At 63.1% G+C, this 23,774-nt stretch carries 20 protein-coding genes; 19 read left to right on the forward strand and 1 reads right to left on the reverse strand.

Annotation, left to right across the window (positions count from 1 at the left end; all coding sequences use genetic code 11):
• Nucleotides 1-292 precede the first annotated feature (292 nt).
• The 19 genes from PQR67_RS12250 to PQR67_RS12340 all read left to right on the forward strand — a co-directional run bounded on the left by PQR67_RS12250 (nucleotide 293) and on the right by PQR67_RS12340 (nucleotide 22,646).
• Entirely contained in the window at nucleotides 293-3,781 is a 3,489-nt protein-coding gene (locus tag PQR67_RS12250; RefSeq protein ID WP_408458856.1) for a transglutaminase family protein, read from the forward strand.
• 47 nt (nucleotides 3,782-3,828) lie between these two features.
• Nucleotides 3,829-6,513 (forward strand): circularly permuted type 2 ATP-grasp protein, encoded by a 2,685-nt coding sequence (locus tag PQR67_RS12255; RefSeq protein ID WP_408458859.1) that lies wholly within the window; start codon nucleotides 3,829-3,831, stop codon nucleotides 6,511-6,513.
• Nucleotides 6,510-7,400 (forward strand): transglutaminase family protein, encoded by an 891-nt coding sequence (locus tag PQR67_RS12260; protein WP_408458861.1) that lies wholly within the window; start codon nucleotides 6,510-6,512, stop codon nucleotides 7,398-7,400. Before PQR67_RS12255 ends, PQR67_RS12260 begins: the two co-directional genes overlap by 4 nt.
• 191 nt (nucleotides 7,401-7,591) lie before the next feature.
• Nucleotides 7,592-8,341 (forward strand): IclR family transcriptional regulator, encoded by a 750-nt coding sequence (locus PQR67_RS12265; protein WP_408458864.1) that lies wholly within the window; start codon nucleotides 7,592-7,594, stop codon nucleotides 8,339-8,341.
• Nucleotides 8,342-8,459: 118 nt separating this feature from the next.
• Nucleotides 8,460-9,215, forward strand: coding sequence for a transporter substrate-binding domain-containing protein (locus tag PQR67_RS12270; RefSeq protein ID WP_408458867.1), 756 nt, complete (start codon nucleotides 8,460-8,462; stop codon nucleotides 9,213-9,215).
• A 17-nt stretch (nucleotides 9,216-9,232) separates the two neighbouring features.
• Nucleotides 9,233-9,901, forward strand: coding sequence for an amino acid ABC transporter permease (locus tag PQR67_RS12275; protein ID WP_408458870.1), 669 nt, complete (start codon nucleotides 9,233-9,235; stop codon nucleotides 9,899-9,901).
• Nucleotides 9,898-10,674: an amino acid ABC transporter ATP-binding protein gene (locus tag PQR67_RS12280; protein WP_408458873.1), complete on the forward strand. Its 777-nt coding sequence runs from the start codon at nucleotides 9,898-9,900 to the stop codon at nucleotides 10,672-10,674. Before PQR67_RS12275 ends, PQR67_RS12280 begins: the two co-directional genes overlap by 4 nt.
• On the forward strand, nucleotides 10,671-11,669 hold the full coding sequence (gene hutG, locus PQR67_RS12285) for a formimidoylglutamase (RefSeq protein ID WP_408458876.1): 999 nt from the start codon (nucleotides 10,671-10,673) through the stop codon (nucleotides 11,667-11,669). Before PQR67_RS12280 ends, hutG begins: the two co-directional genes overlap by 4 nt.
• A gap of 130 nt (nucleotides 11,670-11,799) precedes the next feature.
• Nucleotides 11,800-12,222, forward strand: coding sequence for a MarR family winged helix-turn-helix transcriptional regulator (locus tag PQR67_RS12290; protein ID WP_408458879.1), 423 nt, complete (start codon nucleotides 11,800-11,802; stop codon nucleotides 12,220-12,222).
• Nucleotides 12,223-12,302: 80 nt separating this feature from the next.
• Nucleotides 12,303-12,725, forward strand: a complete 423-nt coding sequence (locus tag PQR67_RS12295; protein ID WP_408458881.1) for a MarR family winged helix-turn-helix transcriptional regulator — start codon at nucleotides 12,303-12,305, stop codon at nucleotides 12,723-12,725.
• Nucleotides 12,726-12,811: 86 nt separating this feature from the next.
• Nucleotides 12,812-13,921 (forward strand): HlyD family secretion protein, encoded by a 1,110-nt coding sequence (locus PQR67_RS12300; protein ID WP_408458884.1) that lies wholly within the window; start codon nucleotides 12,812-12,814, stop codon nucleotides 13,919-13,921.
• A gap of 7 nt (nucleotides 13,922-13,928) precedes the next feature.
• Complete coding sequence (locus PQR67_RS12305) at nucleotides 13,929-15,500, forward strand: DHA2 family efflux MFS transporter permease subunit (protein WP_408458887.1); 1,572 nt, start codon at nucleotides 13,929-13,931, stop codon at nucleotides 15,498-15,500.
• A gap of 10 nt (nucleotides 15,501-15,510) precedes the next feature.
• Nucleotides 15,511-16,950, forward strand: coding sequence for an efflux transporter outer membrane subunit (locus PQR67_RS12310; protein ID WP_408458889.1), 1,440 nt, complete (start codon nucleotides 15,511-15,513; stop codon nucleotides 16,948-16,950).
• Nucleotides 16,951-17,007: 57 nt separating this feature from the next.
• The gene (locus PQR67_RS12315; RefSeq protein WP_408458892.1) at nucleotides 17,008-18,192 is read left to right on the forward strand and encodes a thiolase family protein; all 1,185 of its coding nucleotides are present in this window, start codon (nucleotides 17,008-17,010) and stop codon (nucleotides 18,190-18,192) included.
• A 157-nt stretch (nucleotides 18,193-18,349) separates the two neighbouring features.
• Nucleotides 18,350-19,627 (forward strand): NupC/NupG family nucleoside CNT transporter, encoded by a 1,278-nt coding sequence (locus tag PQR67_RS12320; RefSeq protein ID WP_408458895.1) that lies wholly within the window; start codon nucleotides 18,350-18,352, stop codon nucleotides 19,625-19,627.
• A gap of 15 nt (nucleotides 19,628-19,642) precedes the next feature.
• Entirely contained in the window at nucleotides 19,643-20,032 is a 390-nt protein-coding gene (locus tag PQR67_RS12325) for a cytidine deaminase (RefSeq protein ID WP_408458898.1), read from the forward strand.
• Nucleotides 20,029-20,994, forward strand: a complete 966-nt coding sequence (locus PQR67_RS12330; protein ID WP_408458901.1) for a nucleoside hydrolase — start codon at nucleotides 20,029-20,031, stop codon at nucleotides 20,992-20,994. Before PQR67_RS12325 ends, PQR67_RS12330 begins: the two co-directional genes overlap by 4 nt.
• A 290-nt stretch (nucleotides 20,995-21,284) precedes the next feature.
• The gene (gene panE / locus PQR67_RS12335) at nucleotides 21,285-22,220 is read left to right on the forward strand and encodes a 2-dehydropantoate 2-reductase (protein WP_408458904.1); all 936 of its coding nucleotides are present in this window, start codon (nucleotides 21,285-21,287) and stop codon (nucleotides 22,218-22,220) included.
• 126 nt (nucleotides 22,221-22,346) lie between these two features.
• Complete coding sequence (locus tag PQR67_RS12340; RefSeq protein WP_408458907.1) at nucleotides 22,347-22,646, forward strand: hypothetical protein; 300 nt, start codon at nucleotides 22,347-22,349, stop codon at nucleotides 22,644-22,646.
• A gap of 73 nt (nucleotides 22,647-22,719) precedes the next feature.
• Here the strand turns inward: PQR67_RS12340 and PQR67_RS12345 are convergent, their stop codons facing one another.
• Nucleotides 22,720-23,766, reverse strand: coding sequence for an ABC transporter substrate-binding protein (locus PQR67_RS12345; protein WP_408458910.1), 1,047 nt, complete (start codon nucleotides 23,764-23,766; stop codon nucleotides 22,720-22,722).
• Nucleotides 23,767-23,774: the final 8 nt, after the last annotated feature.

Below are 23,774 nucleotides of genomic sequence, written 5' to 3' on the forward strand. Positions count from 1 at the left end.
GGCGTGAGGTCCATTCGCAATCTTCATGCCGCAATTGCCAGACGTCACCGGTTTAACGCACATTACGTACATGATCGTGCATCGGCGCTGCGCCGCTTTGGTGCGCGGCAGCCGAAAAGGCGGTGGAAAGGCGCGCTGATCGATCGACCGGACGATCGAGCGACGCGGCAAACTTCGTAGCAGGCGGTAGTCCGGGCGGTACGGGCAGTTCACGCGGTTTTTCGCGCTTGTTCTATAAACGGCATGAAGCTTGCTTTTTGGCGGGCTGCCATCCTTTGTCCAGGAGTCTCGTGTGTCCATACGCGTCGCGTTGAATCATGTCACACATTACCGCTACGACCGGCTGGTCGCGCTGTCGCCCCAGGTCGTGCGTCTGCGGCCTGCGCCGCATTGCCGGACGCCGATTCTGTCTTATTCGATGCGGGTCGAACCGGCCGAGCACTTCATCAACTGGCAGCAGGACGCGTTCGCCAACTATCAGGCGCGTCTGGTGTTTCCCGAGAAGACGCGCGAATTCAAGGTGACCGTGGATCTGGTCGCCGAGATGGCCGTCTATAACCCGTTCGACTTCTTTCTCGAGCCGTCGGCGGAACAGTTTCCGTTCGAGTATGCGCCCGGCCTCGCGCTGGAACTCGCGCCGTACCTGATCAAGCGGCCCATGACGCCGCGCTTTGCCGAGTTCGTCGCGAGTATCGACCGCACGCCGATGGTCACCGCGGACTTCCTCGTTGCGCTGAATCAGCGGCTGCAACGCGAGATTCGCTACCTGATCCGTATGGAGCCCGGCGTGCAGACGCCCGAGGAAACGCTCGTGAGCGCCGCGGGCTCGTGCCGCGATTCGGGTTGGCTGCTGGTCGAGACGCTGCGGCAACTGGGGCTGGCGGCGCGCTTTGTCTCCGGCTATCTGCTGCAACTCGCACCGGACGTCAAATCCATCGACGGCCCGAGCGGCACCGAAGTCGACTTCACCGACCTGCACGCATGGTGCGAGGTGTACCTGCCGGGCGCGGGCTGGGTCGGCCTCGATCCGACCTCCGGCCTGCTTGCCGGGGAGGGCCATATTCCGGTCGCCTGCACACCTGAACCCGGCAGCGCGGCGCCGATTTCCGGCGCGGTGGACGAATCCGAAGTCGAGTTCGAACACACCATGTCGATTGAACGGGTGCTGGAGACGCCGCGCGTCACCCGGCCGTTCAGCGAAGAAGTGTGGAACGACGTGCTGAACATGGGCGCGCAGGTCGACCGGCGGCTGACCGACATGGACGTGCGCCTGACGATGGGTGGCGAGCCGACCTTCGTGTCGGTGCGCGATCGCGACGCCGCCGAATGGAACACCGACGCGCTCGGCCCGACCAAACGCGGCTACGCGGTCGCGCTGATGGACAAACTGCGCTCGCGCTACGGCGCAAACGGCTTTCTGCACATCGGCCAGGGTAAGTGGTATCCGGGCGAACAGTTGCCGCGCTGGGCAATGTCGCTTTACTGGCGCGCCGACGATGAGCCGTGCTGGCACGACCCCGATCTGTTCGCCGACGAACGGGAGCCCGGCACCTACACGGCCGCCGACGCCCAACGTTTCCTCTCCCATCTGGCAACCAGGCTGGCGCTCGACCACGACAACATCCAGCCCGGTTTCGAAGACGTCTGGTACTACCTGTGGCGCGAGCGCCGTCTGCCGGTCAACGTCGATCCGCTCGACGCGCGCCTCGACGACGAACTGGAGCGCGTGCGCTTGCGGCGCGTGTTCGATTCGGGGCTGGGCGGCGCAACCGGCTATGTCCTGCCGCTCGCGCGCGAACGCGACGTGCCGAACGAGGCGCCGAAGTGGGTCAGCGGCCGCTGGTTCTTCCGCGACGAACGCATGTTCCTGATTCCTGGCGATTCGCCGATGGGTTATCGCCTGCCGCTCGATTCGCTGCCGTGGGTGTCGAAGACCGACTATCCGTATCAGCACGCGCACGATCCGTTTGCGCCGCCGGTGCCGTTGCGCCCGGCGGCACAACTGCGCATGCAATACGAGGGCGACGGTGAGGGTGAATCTCTCCGCGGCCTGAGCGCCGCCGATGCGCGGCGTGCGGCGGCGTTGTCGTCGTCAGCGGCGGATTTGCTGAGCGGCATGCCGGGCAGCGGCGTGCTGGCGTTTGCCCCGCAACCGGGCGACGGCCAGGCGCCGGCGCGCGGGCAGTCGTCGAAGGAAACCTTGCGCACGGCGATCTGCGTCGAAGCGCGTGACCCGAAACGCGCCGCCGGTCCGAAGGCGGAAACCGCGGCGTTCGGCAGTGGCCGCTCGCTGCTGCATGTGTTCATGCCGCCGCTCACCGAACTCGACGACTATCTCGACCTGCTCGCGGCGATTGAAGCGACGGCGGCCGAATTGCGGATGAAGGTGGTGCTCGAAGGCTATCCGCCGCCGCGCGATGCGCGCCTGAACGTCCTGCAGGTGACGCCCGACCCGGGTGTGATCGAGGTGAACATTCATCCGGCTTCGAGCTGGGCGCAACTGGTGGACAACACGGAGTATCTGTATCAGTCCGCGGCCGAGAGCTATCTGAGCAGCGAGAAGTTCATGACCGACGGCCGGCATACCGGAACCGGCGGCGGCAATCACTTCGTGCTCGGCGGAGCGACGCCCGCCGATAGTCCGTTCCTGCGCCGTCCCGATCTGCTGGCCAGCCTGATCGCGTATTGGCACAACCATCCCTCGCTGTCGTATCTGTTTTCCGGACTGTTCATTGGGCCGACGAGCCAGGCGCCGCGTGTCGACGAAGCGCGCAACGATCAGGTGTACGAGCTCGAAGTGGCGTTCCGCGAGTTGCAGCGGCAGATCGATCTGCTCGGCGGCCGCGACAGCGCGAATCTGCCCGCATGGATGATCGACCGCTCGTTGCGCAACATCCTGATCGACGTGACGGGCAATACGCACCGCGCCGAGTTCTGCATCGACAAACTCTATTCGCCCGATGGTCCGACTGGCCGCCTCGGCCTGCTCGAATTGCGCGGTTTCGAAATGCCGCCGCATGCGCGGATGAGCCTCGTGCAGCAGTTGCTGCTGCGCGCGCTGGTGGCGCGCTTCTGGGACACGCCGTACACGCAGCGGCTTACGCGCTGGGGCACGGAACTGCACGACCGTTTCCTGCTCGGCACCTTCGCGAAGATGGATTTCGACGACGTGCTCGGCGAACTCAACCAGGCGGGCTTCGCCTTCGAGAGCAGCTGGTTCGCGCCGCACTTCGAATTCCGCTTCCCGCTGGTCGGCGAGACCACGGTGAACGGCGTCTCGCTGACCATCCGCAATGCGCTCGAACCCTGGCACGTGATGGGCGAGGAGGGCTCGCCGGGCGGCACGGTGCGCTTCGTGGATTCGTCGGTGGAAAGGCTCGAGGTGCACGCGCTCGGTTTGAACGACAACCGTCACGTGCTGACTGTGAACGGTGTGCCGGTGCCCTTGCAGCCGACCGGCCGCGTCAGCGAATATGTGGCCGGCGTGCGCTTTCGCGCCTGGTCGCAACCCTCGGCCCTGCATCCGACCATCGGCGTGGATGCGCCGCTCACCTTCGATCTGGTCGATACATGGACCGGCCGCTCGGTGGGCGGATGCCAGTATCATGTCGCTCATCCGGGCGGGCGCAGCTATGAGACCTTCCCGGTCAACGCTTACGAGGCGGAAAGCCGGCGGCGCTCGCGCTTCTTCGCATCTGGTCATACGCCGGGGCCGCTCACGGTCGGCACACCGCAGCGCAGCCTCGAGTTTCCGTTTACGTTGGACCTGCGCTACTGGTAACCTGGTAGACTGAAAAGCGACGGCACACTTTTAAGAACGACACGACCTTGGCCTTTCAATCGACTTTTCCCTTCGAAGCGTCCGCGGCGCGTGCGGACGCTTCGTCCTTATTGCGGCTGTTGCCGGGCTACGAAGGACACTGGGACGAGTTGCGCGATGCCTCAGGCGCGTTGCGCGAACCGTGGCGGCAATTCTTCGAGCGGCTCGGCGAAGACGGCATTACGCGACTGGAGGATCACCGCGCGTCGATCGCGCAGCAGATCCGCGACAACGACATCAGCTACAACGTCTACGCGGATAACGGCGAGCCGCGGCCGTGGGCGCTCGACCTGCTGCCGTTCCTGATCAGCGAGGCCGAGTGGGCGCATATCGAGCGTGGCGTGACGCAGCGCGCGCATCTGCTCAATGCGATCGTCGGCGATATTTATGGGCCGCAGAGCTTGCTCGAGCGGGGGCAGTTGCCGCCCGCGCTGGTGTTCGGACATCCCGGTTATCTGCGCTCCGTGAAGGGCTTCACGCCGCCAGGCGGCCAGTATCTGCAGGTGGTCGCCGTCGATCTGGCGCGTACGCCCGGCGGTCAGTGGACCGTCATGGCGCATCGCACCGAGGCGCCATCGGGTCTCGGTTATGCGCTGGAAAACCGGCTGATCGTCTCGACGCTGTTCGCCGATCCGTTCCGCGCGATGCATGTGAGCCGCCTTGCGCCGACCTATTCGCAACTGATCGCAACGCTCGTGCAAGCCGCGCAGGCCACCATGCAGCCCGACAGTTCGGGGGCCGACGGTTCGCCGCATATCGCGTTGCTCACGCCCGGGCCGTTTAGCGAGACTTACTTCGAGCACGTGTTTCTCGCGCGTTATCTCGGCGTTACGCTGGTGGAAGGCAAGGACCTGACCGTGCGCGACGACATGCTGTATCTGAAGACGCTTGCCGGTCTCGAACGCGTGCACGTCGTGCTGCGCCGTCTGGACGATGCGTTCTGCGACCCGGTCGAATTGCGGGCGGATTCGAGCATCGGCGTGCCGGGCCTGTTGCAGGTAATGCGCGCGGGCAATGTGATCGTCTCGAACGTGCCGGGGTCGGGCTTTGTCGAATCGCCGGCCTTGCATGGTTTTTTGCCGGGCATCGCCGAGGTCCTGCTCGACGAGGACCTGGTGCTGCCGAGCGTGGCGACCTGGTGGTGCGGCGAAAAGGCGGCGCGCGAGCATGCGTTCACGCGTCTGGACGAAGCGTTCATTGTGCCGACCTGGCCGGTCGCGCCACGCGATGCGCCGCCCGGGATCGAACAGGGCCGCCAGCGGCTCTCGACGTGGCGTGAGCGCATCGAGGCGATGCCCGACACCTATACGATCCAGCAGCCGCAGCGCTTTTCCTGCACCCCGCGTTACGAGGACGGCACGATTGGCCGCCGTCCGTCGGTGCTGCGCGTCTATGCGATTGCCGACGTGAACGGAGGCTGGCACGTGATGCCCGGCGGCTTCACGCGCATGGCCGCCGAGCGTCAGGCCACGGTGTCGATGCAGTACGGCGGCAGCAGCGTCGATACGTGGGTGTTGTCGAGTCAGCCAACCTCGACCTTCACGCTGCTGCCTTCGCCGATGCAACCCGCCGACCTCGCGCGCAAGCATCGCACCGTGTCGAGCCGCGCGGCGGAAAATCTGTTCTGGGCCGGACGTTACGGCGAACGCGCCGAAAACAATGTGCGACTGTTGCGCCTGATTCTCGGCTCGCTGGAAGGCAACGACGCCGACGCGATGTTCCCCACGCTGGTCGAGCTCGCCACGCATTGCGGTCTCGTGCAATCCGGCGACCTGTCCTCGCCGCATTCGCCGCAAGCGTTCGAGCGCGCGCTGGTTGCGAATCTGAGCGAGAGCACGGGCGCGGCGAGCATTGGTCAGAACCTCAACTATCAGGCGCGTGCGAACGGTGAAGTGCGGGGGCGTTTGTCGAACGATCATTGGCGCACGATTCTTGCGGCGCGCAATGACTTTCGCGATGCGTTGCAGACCTTGATGCCGGCTGCGGGTTCTAACGGCAACGGTAGCGGCAACGGAAATGGTAGCGGTAGTAGTAGTGGTTCATCGCAGGGCGGCGCGAGTGGCAACGGCCGTGCTGAGCGCACTGAGCGCTACGACCGTTATGACCGCGTGACGCTGATGAACGCGCTCGAACGCTTGTCGGTGCAATTGTCGGCGATCAGCGGTGCCCAGGGCGACCGCATGACACGCGACGAAGCGTGGCGTCTGCTATTCGCCGGCCGTCACATCGAACGCGTGTCCGCGATGACGTCGTTCCTGCGCGTGGTTGCCGACAAAGGCCAGCTCGCGACGCCGGCCGGGTTCGATCTGCTGCTGCAATTGTTCGACAGCACGCTGACGTATCGCTCGCTCTATCCGGGCCGCTTCGAGGTGCCGGCCTTGCTCGACCTGCTGGTGATCGAACCCACCAATCCGCGCGGCGTCTACGGTGTCTATGAACGTCTGCGCAAAAAGCTCGACGAGATCGCCGTGGCCGCAGGCAGCATGCGGCATCGTCCGTTTGCGGAATTGATGCCGCCGGCCGCTTCGTTGCCGACGCTCGAATCGCTGTGCGCAATCGACGAAGATGATGCATACGCCGACCTGATTGCGCTGTGCGATCAGATCGGGGGCTATGCCGGCGCGGCGGCGCATGAGATCAGCGCGCGCTATTTCAGTCATGCCAGTACCGTGGCATCGCAGGTCTGGTCATGAAGAACACGCCAACCGTGTTGTCCGTGTCGCATCGCACGACCTACCACTACTCCACGTATGTGGAGACCGCGCAGCATCTCGCGACAATCCGGCCGATTGCCTGTGAATGGCAGCGTGTGGTCTCGCACAGCGAAAAGATCGAACCGGAACCGTCGTATCAGACCAGCCGTATCGATGCATTCGGTAACGACGTGCTGTACTTCGCGCTGGACGCCCCGCACGAGCGCTTGCAACTCGTTAGCGAAACCACGGTGGCGCTCCTGCCGCGCTGGACCGACCTCGACCCCGAAGAAACACCGGAATGGGACGAGGTGGCGAGCGCGCTGCGTTTTTGTGTGGGCGGTGAGTTCCGGCCCGAGGTGGAGTTCTGCTTTGCGTCGCCGAACATTGTGCCGCGGCCGTCGCTGCGCGCGTATGCGCTGCCGAGCTTTCCTGCTGGCATGCCGATCGTGGCGGGGGCGATCGATCTGATGCACCGGATTCACGAAGATTTCGCCTACAAGCCTTCGGCGACGATGTTCGACACGCCTGCCGAGCGTGCCTTCGAATTGAAGAGCGGGGTGTGCCAGGACTTTGCACAGGTGATGATCGGCTGTTTGCGCTCGCTGGGTTTGCCGGCGCGCTACGTGAGCGGTTATCTGCGCAACGATCCGCCGCCTGGGCAACCCCGTCTGATCGGCGCGGATGCCTCGCATGCGTGGGTGTCGGTGTATTGCCCGGAGAGTGGCTGGATCGATCTCGACCCAACCAATGACGTGCTCGCCGATATGGACCACGTGACGCTTGCAATCGGGCGCGACTACAGCGACGTGTCGTTGCTGCGCGGGATGATCCTGGGGGGCGGGGCGCATCGGGTTGAGGTGGGGGTGACGGTGTTGGCGCTTTAACCCTTCCAGCAAGCCGCTTTCTGATCACACGAATTCGTTCGACACGCCGCGCGCGTGCTTCGGCACACTCTTTTATCCCACTTTCGGGGAAAACCCTCTCCCGTCATTCCCATCCAGCGGGAATCCATTTTTTGAAATCCGAGAATGTTCTGGCATTCTGATCCCATTATTCATTGTGGGTAGTTTTCATCGTGAACGCGGAACAGGGTGTGACAGGGGCCGAACGCGTGCTGCTAGTGCTGGCGGCACTCGCCAGTCATGGCAAGGCCATGTCCGTCAAGGATCTGCTCGCCGTCACCGGTCTCGCGCAAAGCACGCTGTACCGGCAGATCGCCTTGCTCAAACGCTGGGGTTTCGTCGCGGAAAACGCGGGTCACTATGCACCGGGTCCGATCAGCCTGCAGCTTGCACTCGGCTTCGATGTGAATTCCCTGCTCGTCGAAGCGAGCCGCAGCGAAATGCAACAACTGGCGCGCGCGTCGCAAGAAAGCATCGGCCTTGTGGTCGCGGTCAAGCATCAGGTGATGTGCCTGGAGATGGTCGACAGTCAGCACTCGTTGCGCTGCTCGTTCGAAAAAGGCCGAGCCGTGCCGCTGAAAGCCGGCGCTTCGGCGAAATCGCTGCTGGCGTTCATGGCCGACAAGGCACGCACTGAAGTGCTCGATAGCGAGTTCCACAACGACCCGGCCGGCCGTGCCGCGATCGAAGCCGAACTCGAACAGATTCGCGCTCAAGGCTACGCCGTTAGCGACAGCGAGGTCGATCCGGGCGTGTGGGGCGTGAGCGCCCCGATCTTTCATCGCAGCGGACGCGGCGCGGGCAGCAGCGCGTCGATCACGCTGATGGCGCCGTCCACGCGCGCCGTCGGCCGCGAAAGCCAATTCATCGACGGGACGCTACGCACGGCCCGCGCTATTTCCGGGCATATGCAAACCGATTGATCGGGCAAGACCGCTACGGCCAGAATTCGATCTGGATACCGAACGAACTGAACGAAGCGAAAGAAACAAACGAAGCGAACGAAACGAACGAGTTGAACGAACCACCAGGAGCCCTCCCATGAAACTGAATCGACTGTTGTCCCTCGCATGCGTCACCATTGCGGTGACTTTTGCCGGCTTTTCCGGTGCGGCGTCCGCCCAAACGGCGGACGTGCTGAATGTCGCCACCGACGCGACCTTCCCGCCGATGGAATACACCGAAAACGGCGCACGCACCGGCTTCGACGTCGACGTGATGAATGCACTCGCGAAAGCCATGGGCAAACGCGTGCAATGGATCGATATCGACTTCAAAGGTCTGGTTCCGGGTCTGATCGCGCATCGTTTCGACGCGGCGATTTCCGGCATCTATATCACCGACGAACGGGCGAAGGTGATCGACTTCACTGATTCGTACTATGCGGGCGGCCTCGTCGTGCTGGTGAAAGACGGTTCGCCGATAAAATCTGTGGCCGATCTGAACGGCAAGAAAGTGTCGGTCCAGGTGGGTACGAAATCGGTCAATTTCCTGCGCGACAACTTCCCGCAAATCAACCGCGTCGAAGTCGAGAAGAATCAGGAAATGTTCGACCTGGTCGGCATTGGCCGCGCCGATGCGGCCGTGACCGGCAAACCCGCTGCCTATCAGTTCGCGAAGACGCGCGGTGGTTTCCACGTGCTCGACAAGCAGCTGACGACTGAAGCCTATGGCATCGCCGTGCGCAAGGACGAACCGCAACTGAAGACCGCATTCAACACGGCGCTGGCGAAGATCAAGGCCGACGGCACGTATGCGGCGATCGTCAAGAAGTGGTTCGGCGCCAGCGCGCAATAACCGGCTGAGCAGAGAAAATGGAACTCGATTTTTCGCCGGTGATTGCCGGCTGGCCGGACATCATGCATGGCGCACTGGTGACGGTCGAGGTGACGGCCGCCGCGCTCGCGTTGAGCTGCGTGCTGGGTCTGCTGATCGGTATCGGCCGGCTCACGCCGCAGCGGCGCGTCGTGTACGGCTTGTGCACCGCGTACCTCACGTTTTTCCGCGGCACGCCGCTGCTCGTGCAGCTTTTCCTGCTGTTCTTCGGTTTGCCGCAATTCGGCATTCTGTTGCCGGCTTTCGTGTGCGGGATGCTTGGGCTCGGTTTGTATTCTGCAGCCTATGTATCGGAGATCGTGCGCGGTGCGATTCAGTCGGTGGATCGCGGGCAGATGGAGGCGGCACGCTCGATCGGCATGTCGTCAGGGCAGGCCATGCGCGCGATCATTCTGCCGCAGGCGATCGTGCGGATGATCCCGCCGCTTGGCAACGAGTTCATCGCTCTGATCAAGAATTCGGCGCTGGTGTCGCTGCTGACAATCGACGATCTGATGCACGAAGGCCAGAAGATCATCAGCGTGTCGTACCGTTCACTCGAGGTGTATCTGGCTATCGCGCTGGTGTATCTGGTGTTGACGCAGGCGACCAATTACGCGCTGCATCGTGTGGAGCGCCGTTTGCGTGCAGGAGGAATGGTGCAATGAATACCGTGGCCAAAGTGGATGAACCTATCGTCAGCATTCGTGGGCTGACCAAATCGTTCGGCTCGCACACCGTGCTTAACGGCATCGATTTCGACATTCAGCCGCAGCAGGTGGTGGTGGTGATCGGACCGAGCGGCTCGGGCAAGAGTACCTTCCTGCGTTGCTGCAACGGGCTTGAAGAGGCGGAAGGCGGCACGATCGATATCTGCGGGCATCGTCTGGTGGATCATGGCGCCATGCTCAAGGAGCGTTCGCTGAATGCGCTGCGCACCGAAGTGGGTATGGTGTTTCAGTCGTTCAATCTGTTTCCGCATCTGTCGGTGCTGCATAACATCACGGTCGGTCCGCGGATGTTGCGTGGCGCGAGCAAGGCCGAAGCCGAAGCAACTGCCACGGCGTTGCTGGAAAAAGTCGGACTCGCCCATAAGGCACATGTGATGCCGGCGAGTCTGTCGGGCGGTCAGAAGCAACGCGTTGCCATTGCTCGCGCATTGGCGATGCAACCGCGCGTCATGTTGTTCGACGAGCCGACTTCCGCGCTCGATCCCGAGCTGGTCGGCGAAGTGCTGCAAGTGATGAAGCTGCTCGCGAGCGAAGGTATGACGATGGTGGTCGTCACGCACGAAATGGGTTTCGCGAAGGAAGTGGCCGACGTGGTGGTGGTCATGGACGGTGGCGTGATCGTCGAAGCCGGACCGCCGGCTGAGATTTTTTCGGCGCCTTCGCAGCCGCGCACGCGGGCTTTCCTGCAGGCAGTGTTATCACGCGCATGAGAGTTCCATTCGACGACAAGGTGTGGACCGGCCGTTCCGACGATGGCGAACCCGGCGACACCCGGCGCATTTTCAATCAGGTCGTGCCGTTCGGCGGCGCGCCAGCGCATAAAGAGGGTTCTCATGGCGCGCCGCACAGTGCAAGCGGCGTGCCGGTGATTATCGGCTTCGGTTCCGACGAAGGCGTGCGGCGCAATCAGGGACGTACTGGCGCGGCACATGCGCCGAAGGAACTGCGTCGGGCGCTGGCGGGCCTGCCGGCGAAGATGTCTATGGCGACGCTTGCCGATGCGGGCGACGTGGTGTGCGACGACAGTGACCTCGAAGGCGCGCAGACGGAGCTCGCGAGTGTGGTGAGCGACGTGCTCGCGAGCGGTGGCCGCCCTTTGGTGTTCGGCGGCGGTCATGAGGTTGCGTGGGGCACGTATAGCGGTTTGCGCTTGCATCAAGATCGCGCGGCTTCGGCAGCGGCCACTTCAGTGGCGGCCCGCAAGCTGCTCATCATCAATTTCGACGCGCACTTCGATCTGCGCCAGAAGCGGCCCGCTAATTCGGGCACGCCGTTCGATCAGATCGCGAACGACTGCGCCGAGCGGGGCGTATCGTTCAACTATGCGTGCTTCGGCATTAGCGATCTGGGCAACACCGCTTCGCTGTTCGCGCATGCAGAGGCGCTCGGTGTGCGCTACGTGCTCGACATCGACATGCAGGAGCCGCAATTGCCGCGGCGTCTGGACGATTTCCAGCAGTTGCTGGATTCGGCGGACGATGTCTACCTGACTATCGATCTCGACGTGCTGCCCGCCGCCACCGCGCCGGGTGTATCGGCACCTGCTGCGTTGGGCGTGCCCTTGTCGGTAGTCGAAGCGATGGTGCAGCGCGTGCGGGCATCGGGCAAGCTGCGCGCGGCGGATATTGCGGAGTACAACCCCTCGCTCGATCAGGACAAGCGCACGGCGAGGGCGGCGGCGCGCCTGGCGTATCGGTTGCTATAACGCATACAAAACGCATCGCGCGGTCGTTGACCGGGTTCGCGTCGGAAAGGCTAGTTGACCAGATTTCGCAACAGAGTGATCAACGCAAGACAACTTGACTCTGTGCGTATGCACATATAGACTGCCCTTCATGAACCGTCCTCTCTCGTACGACGAATGCAATTGTTTCGCGCTGCGCCAGGCGGCGCGGCACGTCACACAGATCTACGAACGCCATCTCGGCGAGGTTGGGCTCACCGCTGCGCAGTTCACGATTCTCGCCAAGCTCGCACGCACGCCGAATCTCGCGATGCTGGATCTCGCCGACACCATGGTCATGGAGCGCACTACGCTGGTGCGCGCCATGAAGCCGTTGCAGCGCGACGGGCTGGTGGTCGCCGAAGCGGCGGAGCATGACGGCCGCACGTTTCTGTTCAGTCTCACGAAGCAGGGCGAAACGACCTTCGATCAGGCGGCTATCGCATGGCGTGCCGCGCAGGACGAGTTCGAGCAAAAGTTCGGCCACGCGCGGGCCAAGGCGCTGCGCGCCGAACTCTTCAGCATCACCGGATAGACACAATGGATCAGCTCGTTTCGGCGAGCTTCTTTTTGTTTGATTATGTGCATACGCACTTTCGAAAGGGAAGCGCAGCAATGGACGGGCTTTTCGACGACGACTGCTTTGCGATCCGCCAGGCCGCACGCTATGTGTCGCAAATATACGACCGGCACCTGGCGAATGTCGGCTTGACCATCACGCAGTTTTCGCTGCTGGGGCGGCTCAAACGCACCGGCCCCATGACGATGAAACAAATGGCGGAAGCCATGCGCATGGAACGCACCACGCTGGTCCGTACGATCCAGCCGCTGCGCCGCAATGGTCTGGTGTCGAGCGAGGCGTCGGGTGCCGACGCGCGGGCGCTGACGATTGCGCTGACTGCCGCGGGTGAGCAGCGTCTTACGGCAGGACGTGAGCATTGGTATGCCGCCCAGGCCGAATTCGAACACCGTTTCGGCGAGCGGCGCGCGGCGGCATTGCGAGGCGAATTGTTCGCCATCACACGGGATTCAATCTAACGGTCGCGAGTAGGGCGACTCACGGGCGGTGCCATCTCACGTGCCGTTTTCTCAACGCAACGAGTGCATACACACATACGAACATCATGTCCACTACACCTTCGACTATTGCGCCGCCCAGCGTGGCAAACGCCGCCAGACCGGCTCGGCGCATTCCGTGGATGCTGCTTTCGATCATCACGGTGCTCGCCGTGCTGGCGCTTGCCGCGTCGTACTGGTTCTTCGTCGGCCGCTTTGTTGAAACCACGGACGACGCTTACGTCGGCGGCGACGTGACCGTGATGTCGCCGAAGGTCAATGGCTTCGTGACGGACGTGCTGGTGCGCGACAACCAGTTCGTCCACGCGAATCAGGTCTTGATCCGGCTCGATGCGCGCGATTACGACGCCCGCCTCGCGCAAGCCAGCGCGGAAGTCGAGAGCGCGCAGGCCGCTGTCACCGAGTTGCAGGCGAAGAAATCCTTGCAGCTTGCCACCATCAATGAGCAAGCCGCCGAGGTTCGCGCGTCCGGCGCCGAGTTGACGCGCAGCGCCGCCGATCAGACGCGTTATCGCGAACTGGTGAAGGACGATGCGGTATCGAATCAGGTCGTGGAACGCGCGGATGCCGATCTGTCCAAGGCGCATGCCGCCGTCGACCGCAGCGGTGCGGCATTGATCGCCGCGCAACGGCAGATCGCCGTGCTCGACGCGCAGATCGGCGACGCCCTGGCGCGCATTGCCACCGCGCAGGCGGCGCAACGGGTCGCAGCCTTGAATGTGGAGTACACCACGATCCGCTCACCGATCGACGGTTACGTCGGCAACCGCACCGCGCGCGTCGGCCTGCTGGCGAACACGGGCGTGTCGCTGCTGACCGTGGTGCCGTCGAGCGGACTGTGGATCGACGCCAACTTCAAGGAAGACCAGTTGAAGAAAATGCACGTGGGCGACGGTGTGGATGTCGATCTGGATGCATCGAGCAACCGGATTCACGGCGTGGTCGAGAGTCTCGCGCCCGCGACCGGCGCGACCTTCAGCGTGTTGCCCGCGGAGAACGCCACCGGCAACTTTACGAAGATCGTGCAGCGCATACCCGTGCGTGTGCGTCTCGACGTGCCGAAAGACATGCAAGGCGTGCTGCGGCCCGGTCTTTCGGCGACGGTGAAGGTGCATGTCGACGCCGGCAACGCTAACAACGCGCCGGCGCGTGGCTGAGCCGATCATGACTCAAGTTCTCGCCAACCCCGCCGAGCTGCCGACGCGAACCAAAGTCCTGGCGTTCACGTTGATGTGCATCGGGTTTTTCATGGCGACGCTCGATATTCAGATCGTTGCGTCGTCACTCAAGGATATCGGCGGCGGTTTGTCCGCGAGCCAGGACGAACTCTCGTGGGTGCAGACCGCGTATCTGATCGCTGAAATTCTGGTGATTCCGATGTCCGGCTGGCTCACCCGCGTATTTTCGACGCGTTGGGTGTTCGCGTTTTCCGCGCTCGGTTTCACAATCACCAGCATGTTGTGCGGTCTCGCGTGGGACATCAATTCCATGATCCTGTTCCGCGGTTTGCAGGGCGCGCTCGGCGCCGCGATGATCCCGACGGTATTCACCACGGCGTTCGTGCTGTTTCCCGGCAAGCAGCGCCTGATTGCGTCCACCACCATCAGCGCGCTTGCCACGCTCGCGCCGACCATCGGTCCGGTGATCGGCGGCTGGATCACGTCGCAATGGTCATGGCACTGGCTGTTCTATCTGAACCTGGTGCCGGGCGTGGCCGTCACGCTGATGGTGCCGAAGTACGTGCACTTCGACAACGTCGATCTGTCTCTGCTGAAGAAGGGCGATTACCTGGGCATCCTTCTGATGTCCGGCTTTCTCGGCTGCCTTGAATACGTGCTGGAGGAAGGGCCGCGCAAGAACTGGTTCGGCGACGATGTGATCGTGACATGCACCTGGATCGCGGCGATCTGCGGGTTCCTGTTCCTCGTGCATGCGTTCACCGCGAAAGAGCCAATTGTCGATTTGCGCGCGTTGGCGATCCGCAACTTTGGCATTGGCAGCCTGCTGTCGTTCATCACCGGGATCGGGATTTTCTGCGCGGTGTTCCTGACGCCCGTGTTTTTGTCGCGTGTGCGCGGGTTCGATTCGTTGCAGATCGGCGTGGCGTTGCTGTCGGTCGGCTGTTTTCAACTGGTCGCGATGGTTGTTTATTCGATGGTCGCGCGTTTTGTCGACATGCGAATCCTGCTGGTGTTCGGCCTCGTACTGTTCGGCGCCGGTTGTTATCTGTATGTGCCGCTGACCAATCAATGGGGCTGGCAGGAGTTGCTGATTCCGCAGGCGTTGCGCGGCATCGGCCAGCAGTTCTGCATACCGCCCATCGTCACGATGGCGCTGGGTTCGTTGCCGATGTCGAGGCTTCGTTCCGCCAGTGGGCTATTCAACCTGATGCGCAATCTGGGCGGCGCCATTGGCATTGCCGTAAGCAGCACGATGCTCAACGATCGCCTGAATCTCCATTACGAACGGCTCGATGAACATCTGAGCGCGGGCCGTCCGGTGGTCGAGTCGATTTTGCAGCAGCAAAGCGCGCACTTCGCGCAAGTCGGCGGCGATGCGCTGAATGCGGCCAATGCGGGGCTCGGCCAGTTGCATGCGCTGCTGATGCGCGAAGCACTCGTGCTCACGTTCTCCGACACGTTCTTTGTACTGTCGCTCTGTTTTGTCGCCGGTTTGCTGAGCGTGCTGTTCTCGCGGCCGTTTGGCAATACCGCGCCGCCACCCGACGCTCATTGAGGAATTCGGCATGAAACCCATCGTTATCAAAGTACTCGCGAGCGCGGCGCTGCTCACTCTCGCGGCATGCGCGGTGCAACCGGAAACGCATGCTGACCTGAAGCAGTCGGTTCAAACCGTTGCACCGGCCGCGTGGAATGTCGATGCGCCTCAAGACAGCATCAGTGCCGACACATGGTGGGGGCAATTCGGCGACCCCGTCATGCATCAACTGGTGGAATCGGTACTGACGGGCAATCTCGACGTGCAGGCTGCAGTGGAGCGCGTCAAGCAGGCTCAGGATATCGCGACGCAAAATCGCGCGGCATTGCTGCCCGAACTGGACGCGAGTGCGAGCGCAGCGGACTCCCGCCAGAACACGCCACCACCGCTCGGCTATGTGCGTCAGGCAGGCATCGGCGTGACGGCGAGCTGGACGCCAGACGTGTTCGGCGGCGAACGTCTCGCCGTTCTTGCGGCGCAAGCGCAAGTGTCCGGTCGGCAGGCAGCGTTGAATCAGCTGCGTCTGGCACTCGCGGCGAATACGGCAGCCGCGTATATCGATCTGCGCTGGGCGCAAGCGCAACTGCAGATTCTCAGCGACAACGAACAGATTCGCGCCCGCGCGTTGACCCTCACGCAACGGCGTTTGCATTACGGACTGTCGACGCAACTCGACGTCGCGCGTGCGCAGAATCAGTTACAGGATTTGCAGGCGCAGATTCCGCGCGTGCAGTCGGCCGTGCAGCATCAACTGAGTCTGATCGCGGTGTATTCGGGGCGCACGCCGGAGAGCGTCGACAGTTTGCTGCTGGCCGATCCGCATCAGGTTCGCGACATTCCAGTGCCCGCGCAAAGCGTGCCGCAGACCTTGCCGTCCGAGGCGCTGTTGCAGCGGCCCGACGTGCGCAATGCCTACGCCACGGTAGAACAGCGCGCGGCGGAAGTGGGCGTATCAAGAGCGCAGCGCTATCCGCAGTTCAGGCTCAATCTCGCGGACGGCCTGCTGGCCTCGTCCTACCTCGGCTTGCCGACGCTGACCGACAACCTCTTCAGCGCCGCGTTGAACGCGACGAGTCCGATTTTCAATGCCGGACGCATCACCGCAAACATCGACGCGAGCGAGAGCCGGATGCGCGAGTCGCAACTCGGCCTGCAGCAGACCATGCTGCAAGCGCTCAAGGAGATCGAGGACAACCGCAGCGACCTGGTAAACGGCGCGGTGCAGGTGCAACGCCTGGGCGGCGCGCTCGACGCGTCGAACCAGGCGCTGCACTTGTCGAGTGAGCTTTACAAGGGCGGTGCGTCGAGTTTCCTCGATGTGCTCGCGGCGCAGGAGGCGTATCTGCGCGATGCGGAGTCTTTGAATCAGGCCAAACGCGAGCATGCGCTCGCAGCCGTCGGGCTGTACCGCTCGCTCGGTGGCGGCTGGGATGTGCCTGAAACGGTCACAGCCGCATCGGCGAATTGATGTGAGCGGACGGAGCGATGCAACGAGTGAAATGGGTAGTCCAACTGGAGATGAACGATGAGTACGCGAGAAGTAGTGATCTGCAATCCGGTGAGAACGCCGATTGGCGCATTCGGCGGATCGCTGAAAGAGGTGCCTGCAACCGGACTTGGCGCGATCGCGGTGCGTGAGACGCTGCGGCGCAGCGGGCTGGATCCGGCCGCGTTGGCCTCGGTGGTGATGGGCAACGTGATTCAGGCCGGCAACAGGATGAATCCGGCGCGTCAGGCATCGATTGGCGGCGGCGTACCGGTGGCCGTGCCTGCATTAACGGTCAATCGTGTATGCGGTTCGGGCGCGCAGGCGATTGCGTCCGCGGCGCAGGAAGTCTGGCTGGGCCTCGGCGATGCAGCAGTGGCCGGCGGCATGGAAAACATGGACCGCGCGCCGTATCTGCTCGATGGCAGCCGCTGGGGCTACCGGATGGGCAATGCCCAAGTCCACGACAGCCTCCTGCGCGACGGTCTGAACGACGCGTTTTCCGGCGAGCATTCCGGCTGGCATACCGAAGACCTCGTCACGCAGTTCGACCTCACGCGCGAAACGCAGGACCGTTGGGCCGCGCGGTCTCAACAGCGCTTTGCCGAAGCGCAGGCGCGCGGCGATTTCGACGCTGAACTGGTTGCCGTCGAGATCCCTGGGCGCAAAGGTCCGCAGCTTTTTACGAGCGATGAACAGCCGCGCCCGGATACCACCGTCGAAACGCTCGCCAGACTGCGTCCGGCATTCCGCCCGGACGGCACGATTACGGCGGGCAACGCGCCAGGCTTGAATAGCGGCGCAGCAGCGATGCTGGTCGCTGAGCGTGGCTTTGCCGAGGCGCGCGGCATCGAGCCATTCGCGCGTCTGGTGGCGTATGGCGTCGCGGCCGTCGAGCCGGGCCTGTTCGGCCTCGGTCCGGTGCCGGCCGTGCAAATGGCTCTCGCCCGCGCTGGTTGGCAACTCGAGGACGTCGAGCGCTTCGAGATCAATGAAGCCTTTGCGGCCGTGCCGATCGCGGTGGCGCGCAGACTCGGCATCGCGGATGAACTGATCAACGTGCAGGGCGGCGCGATTGCCCATGGCCATCCGATCGGCGCGACGGGGGCGGTATTGACGACGCGTCTGCTGCATTCGATGCGCCGTGACGGCTTGAAACGCGGCATCGTCACGTTATGCATCGGCGGCGGCCAGGGGATCGCGCTGGCATTGGAAGTGATCTGAGGTCGGCGGCGGCGCGTTGCCGTGTCGCGGACCGCAACGTGCCGCCGCAACCTCCGCTCCTGTTAAGCCGTGGTGAGCGATTCATCGATATTTAGAGTTCTTTCCGGCATCAGTTTCGTTTAGCATCATTGCCACTTTCACAAGAACATCATGAGACATGGCACTGATCGCACGAAACGTTCTCGGAATTGCCGTACTGCTACTTATCGCGTTCATCTTTTCGACCAACCGGCGCGCCATCCGCTTGCGGACTGTCGTCCCGGCGCTGCTGGCGCAGGTTGGTATCGGCGCCTTCATTCTGTTCGTGCCGGTGGGCAAGACGGTCCTCTCCGCCGCTGCCTCAGGCGTCAATCACGTACTCGGCTATGGCAATGCGGGCATCGAGTTCCTGTTCGGCGGCCTCGTGCAAGCGAAAATGTTCCAGATCTTCGGTGACGGCGGCTTTGTGTTCGCCGTGCGGGTGTTGCCGGCCATCATCTTCGTTACCGCGCTCATTTCGGTGCTGTACTACATCGGCGTGATGCGCTGGATCGTGATCGTACTCGGCACGATCTTCCAGAAGTTGCTCGGCGTATCGAAGCTCGAATCTTTCTCGGCCGTGACCACGATCTTCCTCGGGCAGAGCGAAATGCCTGCCGTGGTCAAACCGTTCACGCGTGACATGACTGGCGCCGAACTGTTCGCGGTGATGTCGAGCGGCATGGCGGCGATTGCCGGATCGGTGCTGGCGGGTTATGCGGGCCTCGGCGTGCGGGTCGACTATCTGCTGGCCGCGTCGTTCATGGCGGTGCCCGGCGGCTTGCTGTTCGCCAAGATCATTCACCCGACCACCGAACCGAGCCGCGTGCATCTCGAGAACCTCAGCTTCGACGAAAAACGTCCGGCGAATGTGATTGAAGCCGCGAGTTCCGGCGCGACCGTGGGCCTCAAAATCGCGGTGATGGTCGGCGCCATGCTGATTGCGTTCGTCAGCCTGATTGCATTGCTCAACGGCATTGTGGGCGGGATCGGCGGCTGGTTCGGCCATCCGCAACTGTCGATGCAGTCGGTGCTCGGCACGGTGTTCGCGCCGCTTGCGTATCTGATCGGTGTGCCGTGGAGCGAGGCCGGCATCGCCGGCAATTTCCTTGGCCAGAAGATTATTCTGAACGAATTCGTCGCGTATGCATCGTTGTCGCCCTATCTGAAAGACGCCGCGAGCGTGAGCGCGGCCGGCCTGCAGGCACTCGATCCGCGGACCCTTGCTATTCTGTCGTTTGCGCTGTGCGGCTTCGCAAACTTTGCGTCGATCGCGGTGCTGACGGGGGGCTTTAGTGCCGTCGCACCGGAACGCCGCGCCGAAGTCGCGCGCTATGGCTTGCGTGTGGTGCTCGCCGCGACGCTCTCGAACCTGATGAGCGCCACGATTGCGGGTATCTTCCTGACGCTGAATTGAATCGAGGATGGTTGCATGAACATGGAACAACTGCTGGAACGCGCGGGTGCCGCGCGAGAAAAGGCCTATGCGCCTTATTCGAAGTTCAAGGTTGGTGCGGCGCTGCTGACCCGGGACGGCGTCGTATTCGACGGTTGCAACGTCGAGAACGCCTCGTACGGCCTGTGCAATTGCGCTGAACGTACGGCGTTTTTCAGCGCGATTGCCGCGGGCTATCAGCGCGATCAGTTCGCCGCGCTTGCCGTGATCGGCGATACGGATGGACCGATCGCACCGTGCGGCGCATGCCGCCAGGTGATCATCGAACTGGGCGGCCCCGACTTGCCGATCCGCCTCGGCAATCTGCATGGCGCGACCCGCGATACCACCGCGCGTGAACAATTGCCGGACGCGTTCTATCTATGAGCCAGCACAAGGTTATCTACGACACCGATCCCGGTGTGGACGATGCAATGGCGCTCGTTTTCCAGGCGCTGCATCCGGACATCGAATTGCTTGGTCTGACGAGCGTATTCGGCAATACCACGATCGAGACCACCACGCGTAATGCGCGTTTCCTGGCCGGACGGTTCGCGCCGGGCGTGCCGGTTGCGCAAGGCGCCGCTGCGCCGCTCAGGCGCGCGGCGCCCGAGCCGGTCGCATGGATTCATGGCGATAACGGGTTGGGCAACATTGTCCTCGAAAGCGGCCCTGAAGCCGCGCTCGACCCACGCCCCGCACATCGCTTCATTATCGACACCGTGCGTGCGCATCCGGGCGAAGTCACGCTGATCGCCGTGGGCCCGCTCACGAACCTGGCATTGGCGCTGGCCGACGATCCGCTGATCGCATCGCTCGTCAAGCAGGTGGTCATCATGGGCGGCGCGTTCGGCACGCACGGCGTGCTCGGCAACGTGTCGCCGGCTGCCGAAGCCAACATTGCGGGCGACCCCGATGCCGCCGACGCGGTGTTCGGCGCGCCGTGGCCGGTTGCGATCGTCGGGCTCGACGTCACCCAACGCACTATCATGAGCGAGGAGTATCTGGCGTCGCTGCGCGATCGCGGCGGCGCGGCGGGGCAGTTCGTGTGGGACGTGTCGCGGCACTATCAGGCCTTTCACGAGCAGAGCGCGCAACTCAAGGGTATCTACGTACATGACTCGTCGGCGGTCGCCTATGTGCTGGCGCCGCATCTTTATACGACTCGCAGTGGACCGGTGCGAGTGCTGACGGAAGGTATCGCGGTGGGCCAAACCATCCAGAAACCTTCCACCATGCCGGTGCCCGCGCCGGACTGGGACAGCCGGCCCGAGAGCGTGGTCTGCGTGGACGTGGATGTTCCGGGCATGCTCGCGCTGTACGAGCGCACCGTATGCGGCACACGGTAGAACGATCTTGCAAGGCCGCGACCGCTTGTTCAGAGACGTCGCTTGCCACGGCGCCTCCTTTATGCCCGCCGGGGCAGGGTGAGCGGCCGGCGGCGCGGCGATTGATCTGACGTAAGAAGCCGCCTCGGCACCGTGCGGCCGCAGTGCATTGCAGCAAACCGGCCGGGCAGGCTGGCCGATGCGCATCGTCAATCTTTGCTACATTTCTGCAGGCATGCTGCGTGCGCGGTTCTCAAGGCCCTGGCTGATCGATCCGATGCGCGTGACCCAAATCTATCAAGAGGCAAAAGATGCGAATTCTAGTAGTAGGGGCGGGCGCCTTGGGTGGCTATTTCGGCGGACGTCTCGCAGAGGCGGGCCAGGACGTGACCTTCCTCGTGCGCCCCGGCCGGGCGGAAAAACTCGCGCGTGACGGTCTCGTCGTCAACAGCCCGCGCGGCAATCTCACGCTGCATGACGTCAAGACGATTCTCGCCGGCGTCGGCGCGGAGCCGTTCGATCTGGTGCTGCTCAGTTGCAAAGCCTACAGTCTCGACGACGCGATCGATTCGTTCGCCCCGCTGGTCGGCGAATCGACGCTGATTCTGCCGATGCTCAACGGCATGCGCCATATCGAGGTGCTCAAGGAAAAGTTCGGCGCGTCGCGCGTACTGGGCGGTCAATGCGTGATCGCGGCGACGCTCAGCCCGGAGCAGCACATCCTGCATCTGAACGACATGCACGCGATCACCTTCGGTGAACTGGAAGGCGGCACGTCCGAGCGCGTTCAGGCGATTGCGGACGCAATGGCCGGCGCCAATTTCGACACGGTGGTCAGCGACAACATCCTGCTGCGCATGTGGGAAAAGTGGGTGTTCCTGGCCACACTGGCGGCCAGTACGTGCTTGATGCGCGGGTCGGTCGGCGATATTCTGGCTGCGCCGGACGGCAAGCGCATTGTCGAGAATCTGCTTGGCGAGTGTCGTGGCGTGGCGGAGCACAACGGTTTTACGATGGGCACGGACTTCGACGCCCGGGCCACGCAGACGCTCTTTACGCCTTCACCGCTGACGGCTTCGATGTTGCGCGACGTCGAGAACCACTCGCACACCGAGGCGGATCACATTCTCGGTGATCTGATTTCGCGCGGCGGCGACGCGCAGAAGGGCGAGCACGGCCTGTCGCTGCTGCGAATCGCCTATAGTCATCTGAAGACGTATGAAGCGAGGCAGACCCGTACGTCCTGAGTGACGCAGACGCAGACGCAGACGCAGACGCAGACGCAGACGCAGACGCAGACGCAGACGCAGACGCAGACGCAGACGCGAGCGATGCGGATGGCCACAGCAGCCTAACGTTTCGGAGGTGAAGCAATGCCGAGTCCAACCGGATCCGTACCCGCGCTCAGTTCAGCCGCGGCGACGATCTTCTCGATCGGCATTGTCTTTCTCGGCTACTGGGGCGTGCACGAGTCGGCGAAATGGCGTTTCTCCGACGTGACCGTAGTGGTGTTTGCGCTGGTCGGCTTTGCCTGCCTCGGGCTCGTGCCGTGGATGGCGACGCGCCCCGTCCCAACCGAATCTGGCGACGCCGGCATCCGCGTCGCACGGCGTCTGTTTCTCGCCGGCGTGGTGGCGACATGGCTCGCGGTGGTGCTATCGGTCGTCGGATAACACACGGCGCATCCATTGGAACGCGCGCGCCTTGCAACAAACAAGGCGCGCACATCACCGCAGCAAGTCGGCCTCAACGCTCGATCTGCCTGTTCCAGCGCGTATCCCACTGCGCGCGGTGTGCGTTGATCGTGTCCCAGTCCACCACGGTCACCTTCTTCACCAGATCGTCCACGTTGCCGAGGCTTTGCTGCATCGGCGGGGTCATTTTCGCGAGACGGTTGGTGGGAATCTGCTTGCCGGCCTCGGCGGCTCTGGTCTGAGCCGGCGCGGACAGCAGGAACTGCGCGAGCTTCTGCGCCAGTTGCGGATCGGGGTTGTTGTTGATCACGCACAGATCGACCAGCAGCAGCACCGGACCTTCTTTCGGATTCACATAGCCGACCGGAATGCCCTTGTCCTGCAGATCGCTCACGGCAGTCGGCGTCAACGGAAACAGGCCCGCTTCACCGGTCTGGACCATTTCGGAAATCTTCGCCGAGTTCGGCACGTACTCCACCACGTTCGGGCCGACCGTGCTCGCCCATTTCGTGAAACCGGGTTCGACGTTCTGCTCGCTGCCGCCCATCAGCCGGTTGATGGCCAGAAAGCCGTGCAGGCCGAAGGTACTGCTCGAAGCCGACTGGAACACCACTTTGCCCTTGTACTTCGGATCGGCAAAGTCCATCCACGAAGTCGGCGGTGCCCAGCCTTTTTCAGCGAACAGCTTCTTGTTGTACGCGATGCCGGTCATGCCGAGCTGCACGCCCGCGCCCATGTCGTCCTTCATGCGCGCGAATGGGTAGAGTTCCTTGAGCACGGGCGAGTCGTCGAGTTTCTTGCACACGCCCATGCTGACCGCGCGCGCCATCACGCCGTCGTCGAGAAACACCACGTGGATTTGCGGATTGGCCTTGTTGGCGAGCAGCTTGGCAAGAATATCCGACGAAGTGCCCGGCACCACGACGACTTTGACGTTATTGGCTTTCTCGAAGTCGGGCAGCACCTGGCTCGTATAAGCCTTTTCCATCGGACCGCCGTTCATGCCGATATAGATCGTTTTGGTTTCCGACCATGCCGGCGCGGCCGCGGCGAATGCGCACAATGCGGCGAGCGCCGCGATCGTCTTGAACAGTTTCATTGAGAAGC

It is taken from the genome of Paraburkholderia fungorum (assembly GCF_046026025.1).
Lineage (GTDB): Bacteria > Pseudomonadota > Gammaproteobacteria > Burkholderiales > Burkholderiaceae > Paraburkholderia > Paraburkholderia fungorum_E.

Coding starts and splice junctions, on each gene's coding strand:
- PQR67_RS12325 (WP_408458898.1), top strand. CDS start 19,643: ATGAACATGGAACAACTGCTGGAACGCGCGGGTGCCGCGCGAGAAAAG.
- PQR67_RS12345 (WP_408458910.1), bottom strand. CDS start 23,766: ATGAAACTGTTCAAGACGATCGCGGCGCTCGCCGCATTGTGCGCATTC.
- PQR67_RS12270 (WP_408458867.1), top strand. CDS start 8,460: ATGAAACTGAATCGACTGTTGTCCCTCGCATGCGTCACCATTGCGGTG.
- PQR67_RS12300 (WP_408458884.1), top strand. CDS start 12,812: ATGTCCACTACACCTTCGACTATTGCGCCGCCCAGCGTGGCAAACGCC.
- PQR67_RS12290 (WP_408458879.1), top strand. CDS start 11,800: ATGAACCGTCCTCTCTCGTACGACGAATGCAATTGTTTCGCGCTGCGC.
- hutG (WP_408458876.1), top strand. CDS start 10,671: ATGAGAGTTCCATTCGACGACAAGGTGTGGACCGGCCGTTCCGACGAT.
- PQR67_RS12310 (WP_408458889.1), top strand. CDS start 15,511: ATGAAACCCATCGTTATCAAAGTACTCGCGAGCGCGGCGCTGCTCACT.
- PQR67_RS12320 (WP_408458895.1), top strand. CDS start 18,350: ATGGCACTGATCGCACGAAACGTTCTCGGAATTGCCGTACTGCTACTT.
- PQR67_RS12295 (WP_408458881.1), top strand. CDS start 12,303: ATGGACGGGCTTTTCGACGACGACTGCTTTGCGATCCGCCAGGCCGCA.
- PQR67_RS12280 (WP_408458873.1), top strand. CDS start 9,898: ATGAATACCGTGGCCAAAGTGGATGAACCTATCGTCAGCATTCGTGGG.
- PQR67_RS12305 (WP_408458887.1), top strand. CDS start 13,929: ATGACTCAAGTTCTCGCCAACCCCGCCGAGCTGCCGACGCGAACCAAA.
- PQR67_RS12275 (WP_408458870.1), top strand. CDS start 9,233: ATGGAACTCGATTTTTCGCCGGTGATTGCCGGCTGGCCGGACATCATG.
- panE (WP_408458904.1), top strand. CDS start 21,285: ATGCGAATTCTAGTAGTAGGGGCGGGCGCCTTGGGTGGCTATTTCGGC.
- PQR67_RS12315 (WP_408458892.1), top strand. CDS start 17,008: ATGAGTACGCGAGAAGTAGTGATCTGCAATCCGGTGAGAACGCCGATT.
- PQR67_RS12330 (WP_408458901.1), top strand. CDS start 20,029: ATGAGCCAGCACAAGGTTATCTACGACACCGATCCCGGTGTGGACGAT.
- PQR67_RS12260 (WP_408458861.1), top strand. CDS start 6,510: ATGAAGAACACGCCAACCGTGTTGTCCGTGTCGCATCGCACGACCTAC.
- PQR67_RS12340 (WP_408458907.1), top strand. CDS start 22,347: ATGCCGAGTCCAACCGGATCCGTACCCGCGCTCAGTTCAGCCGCGGCG.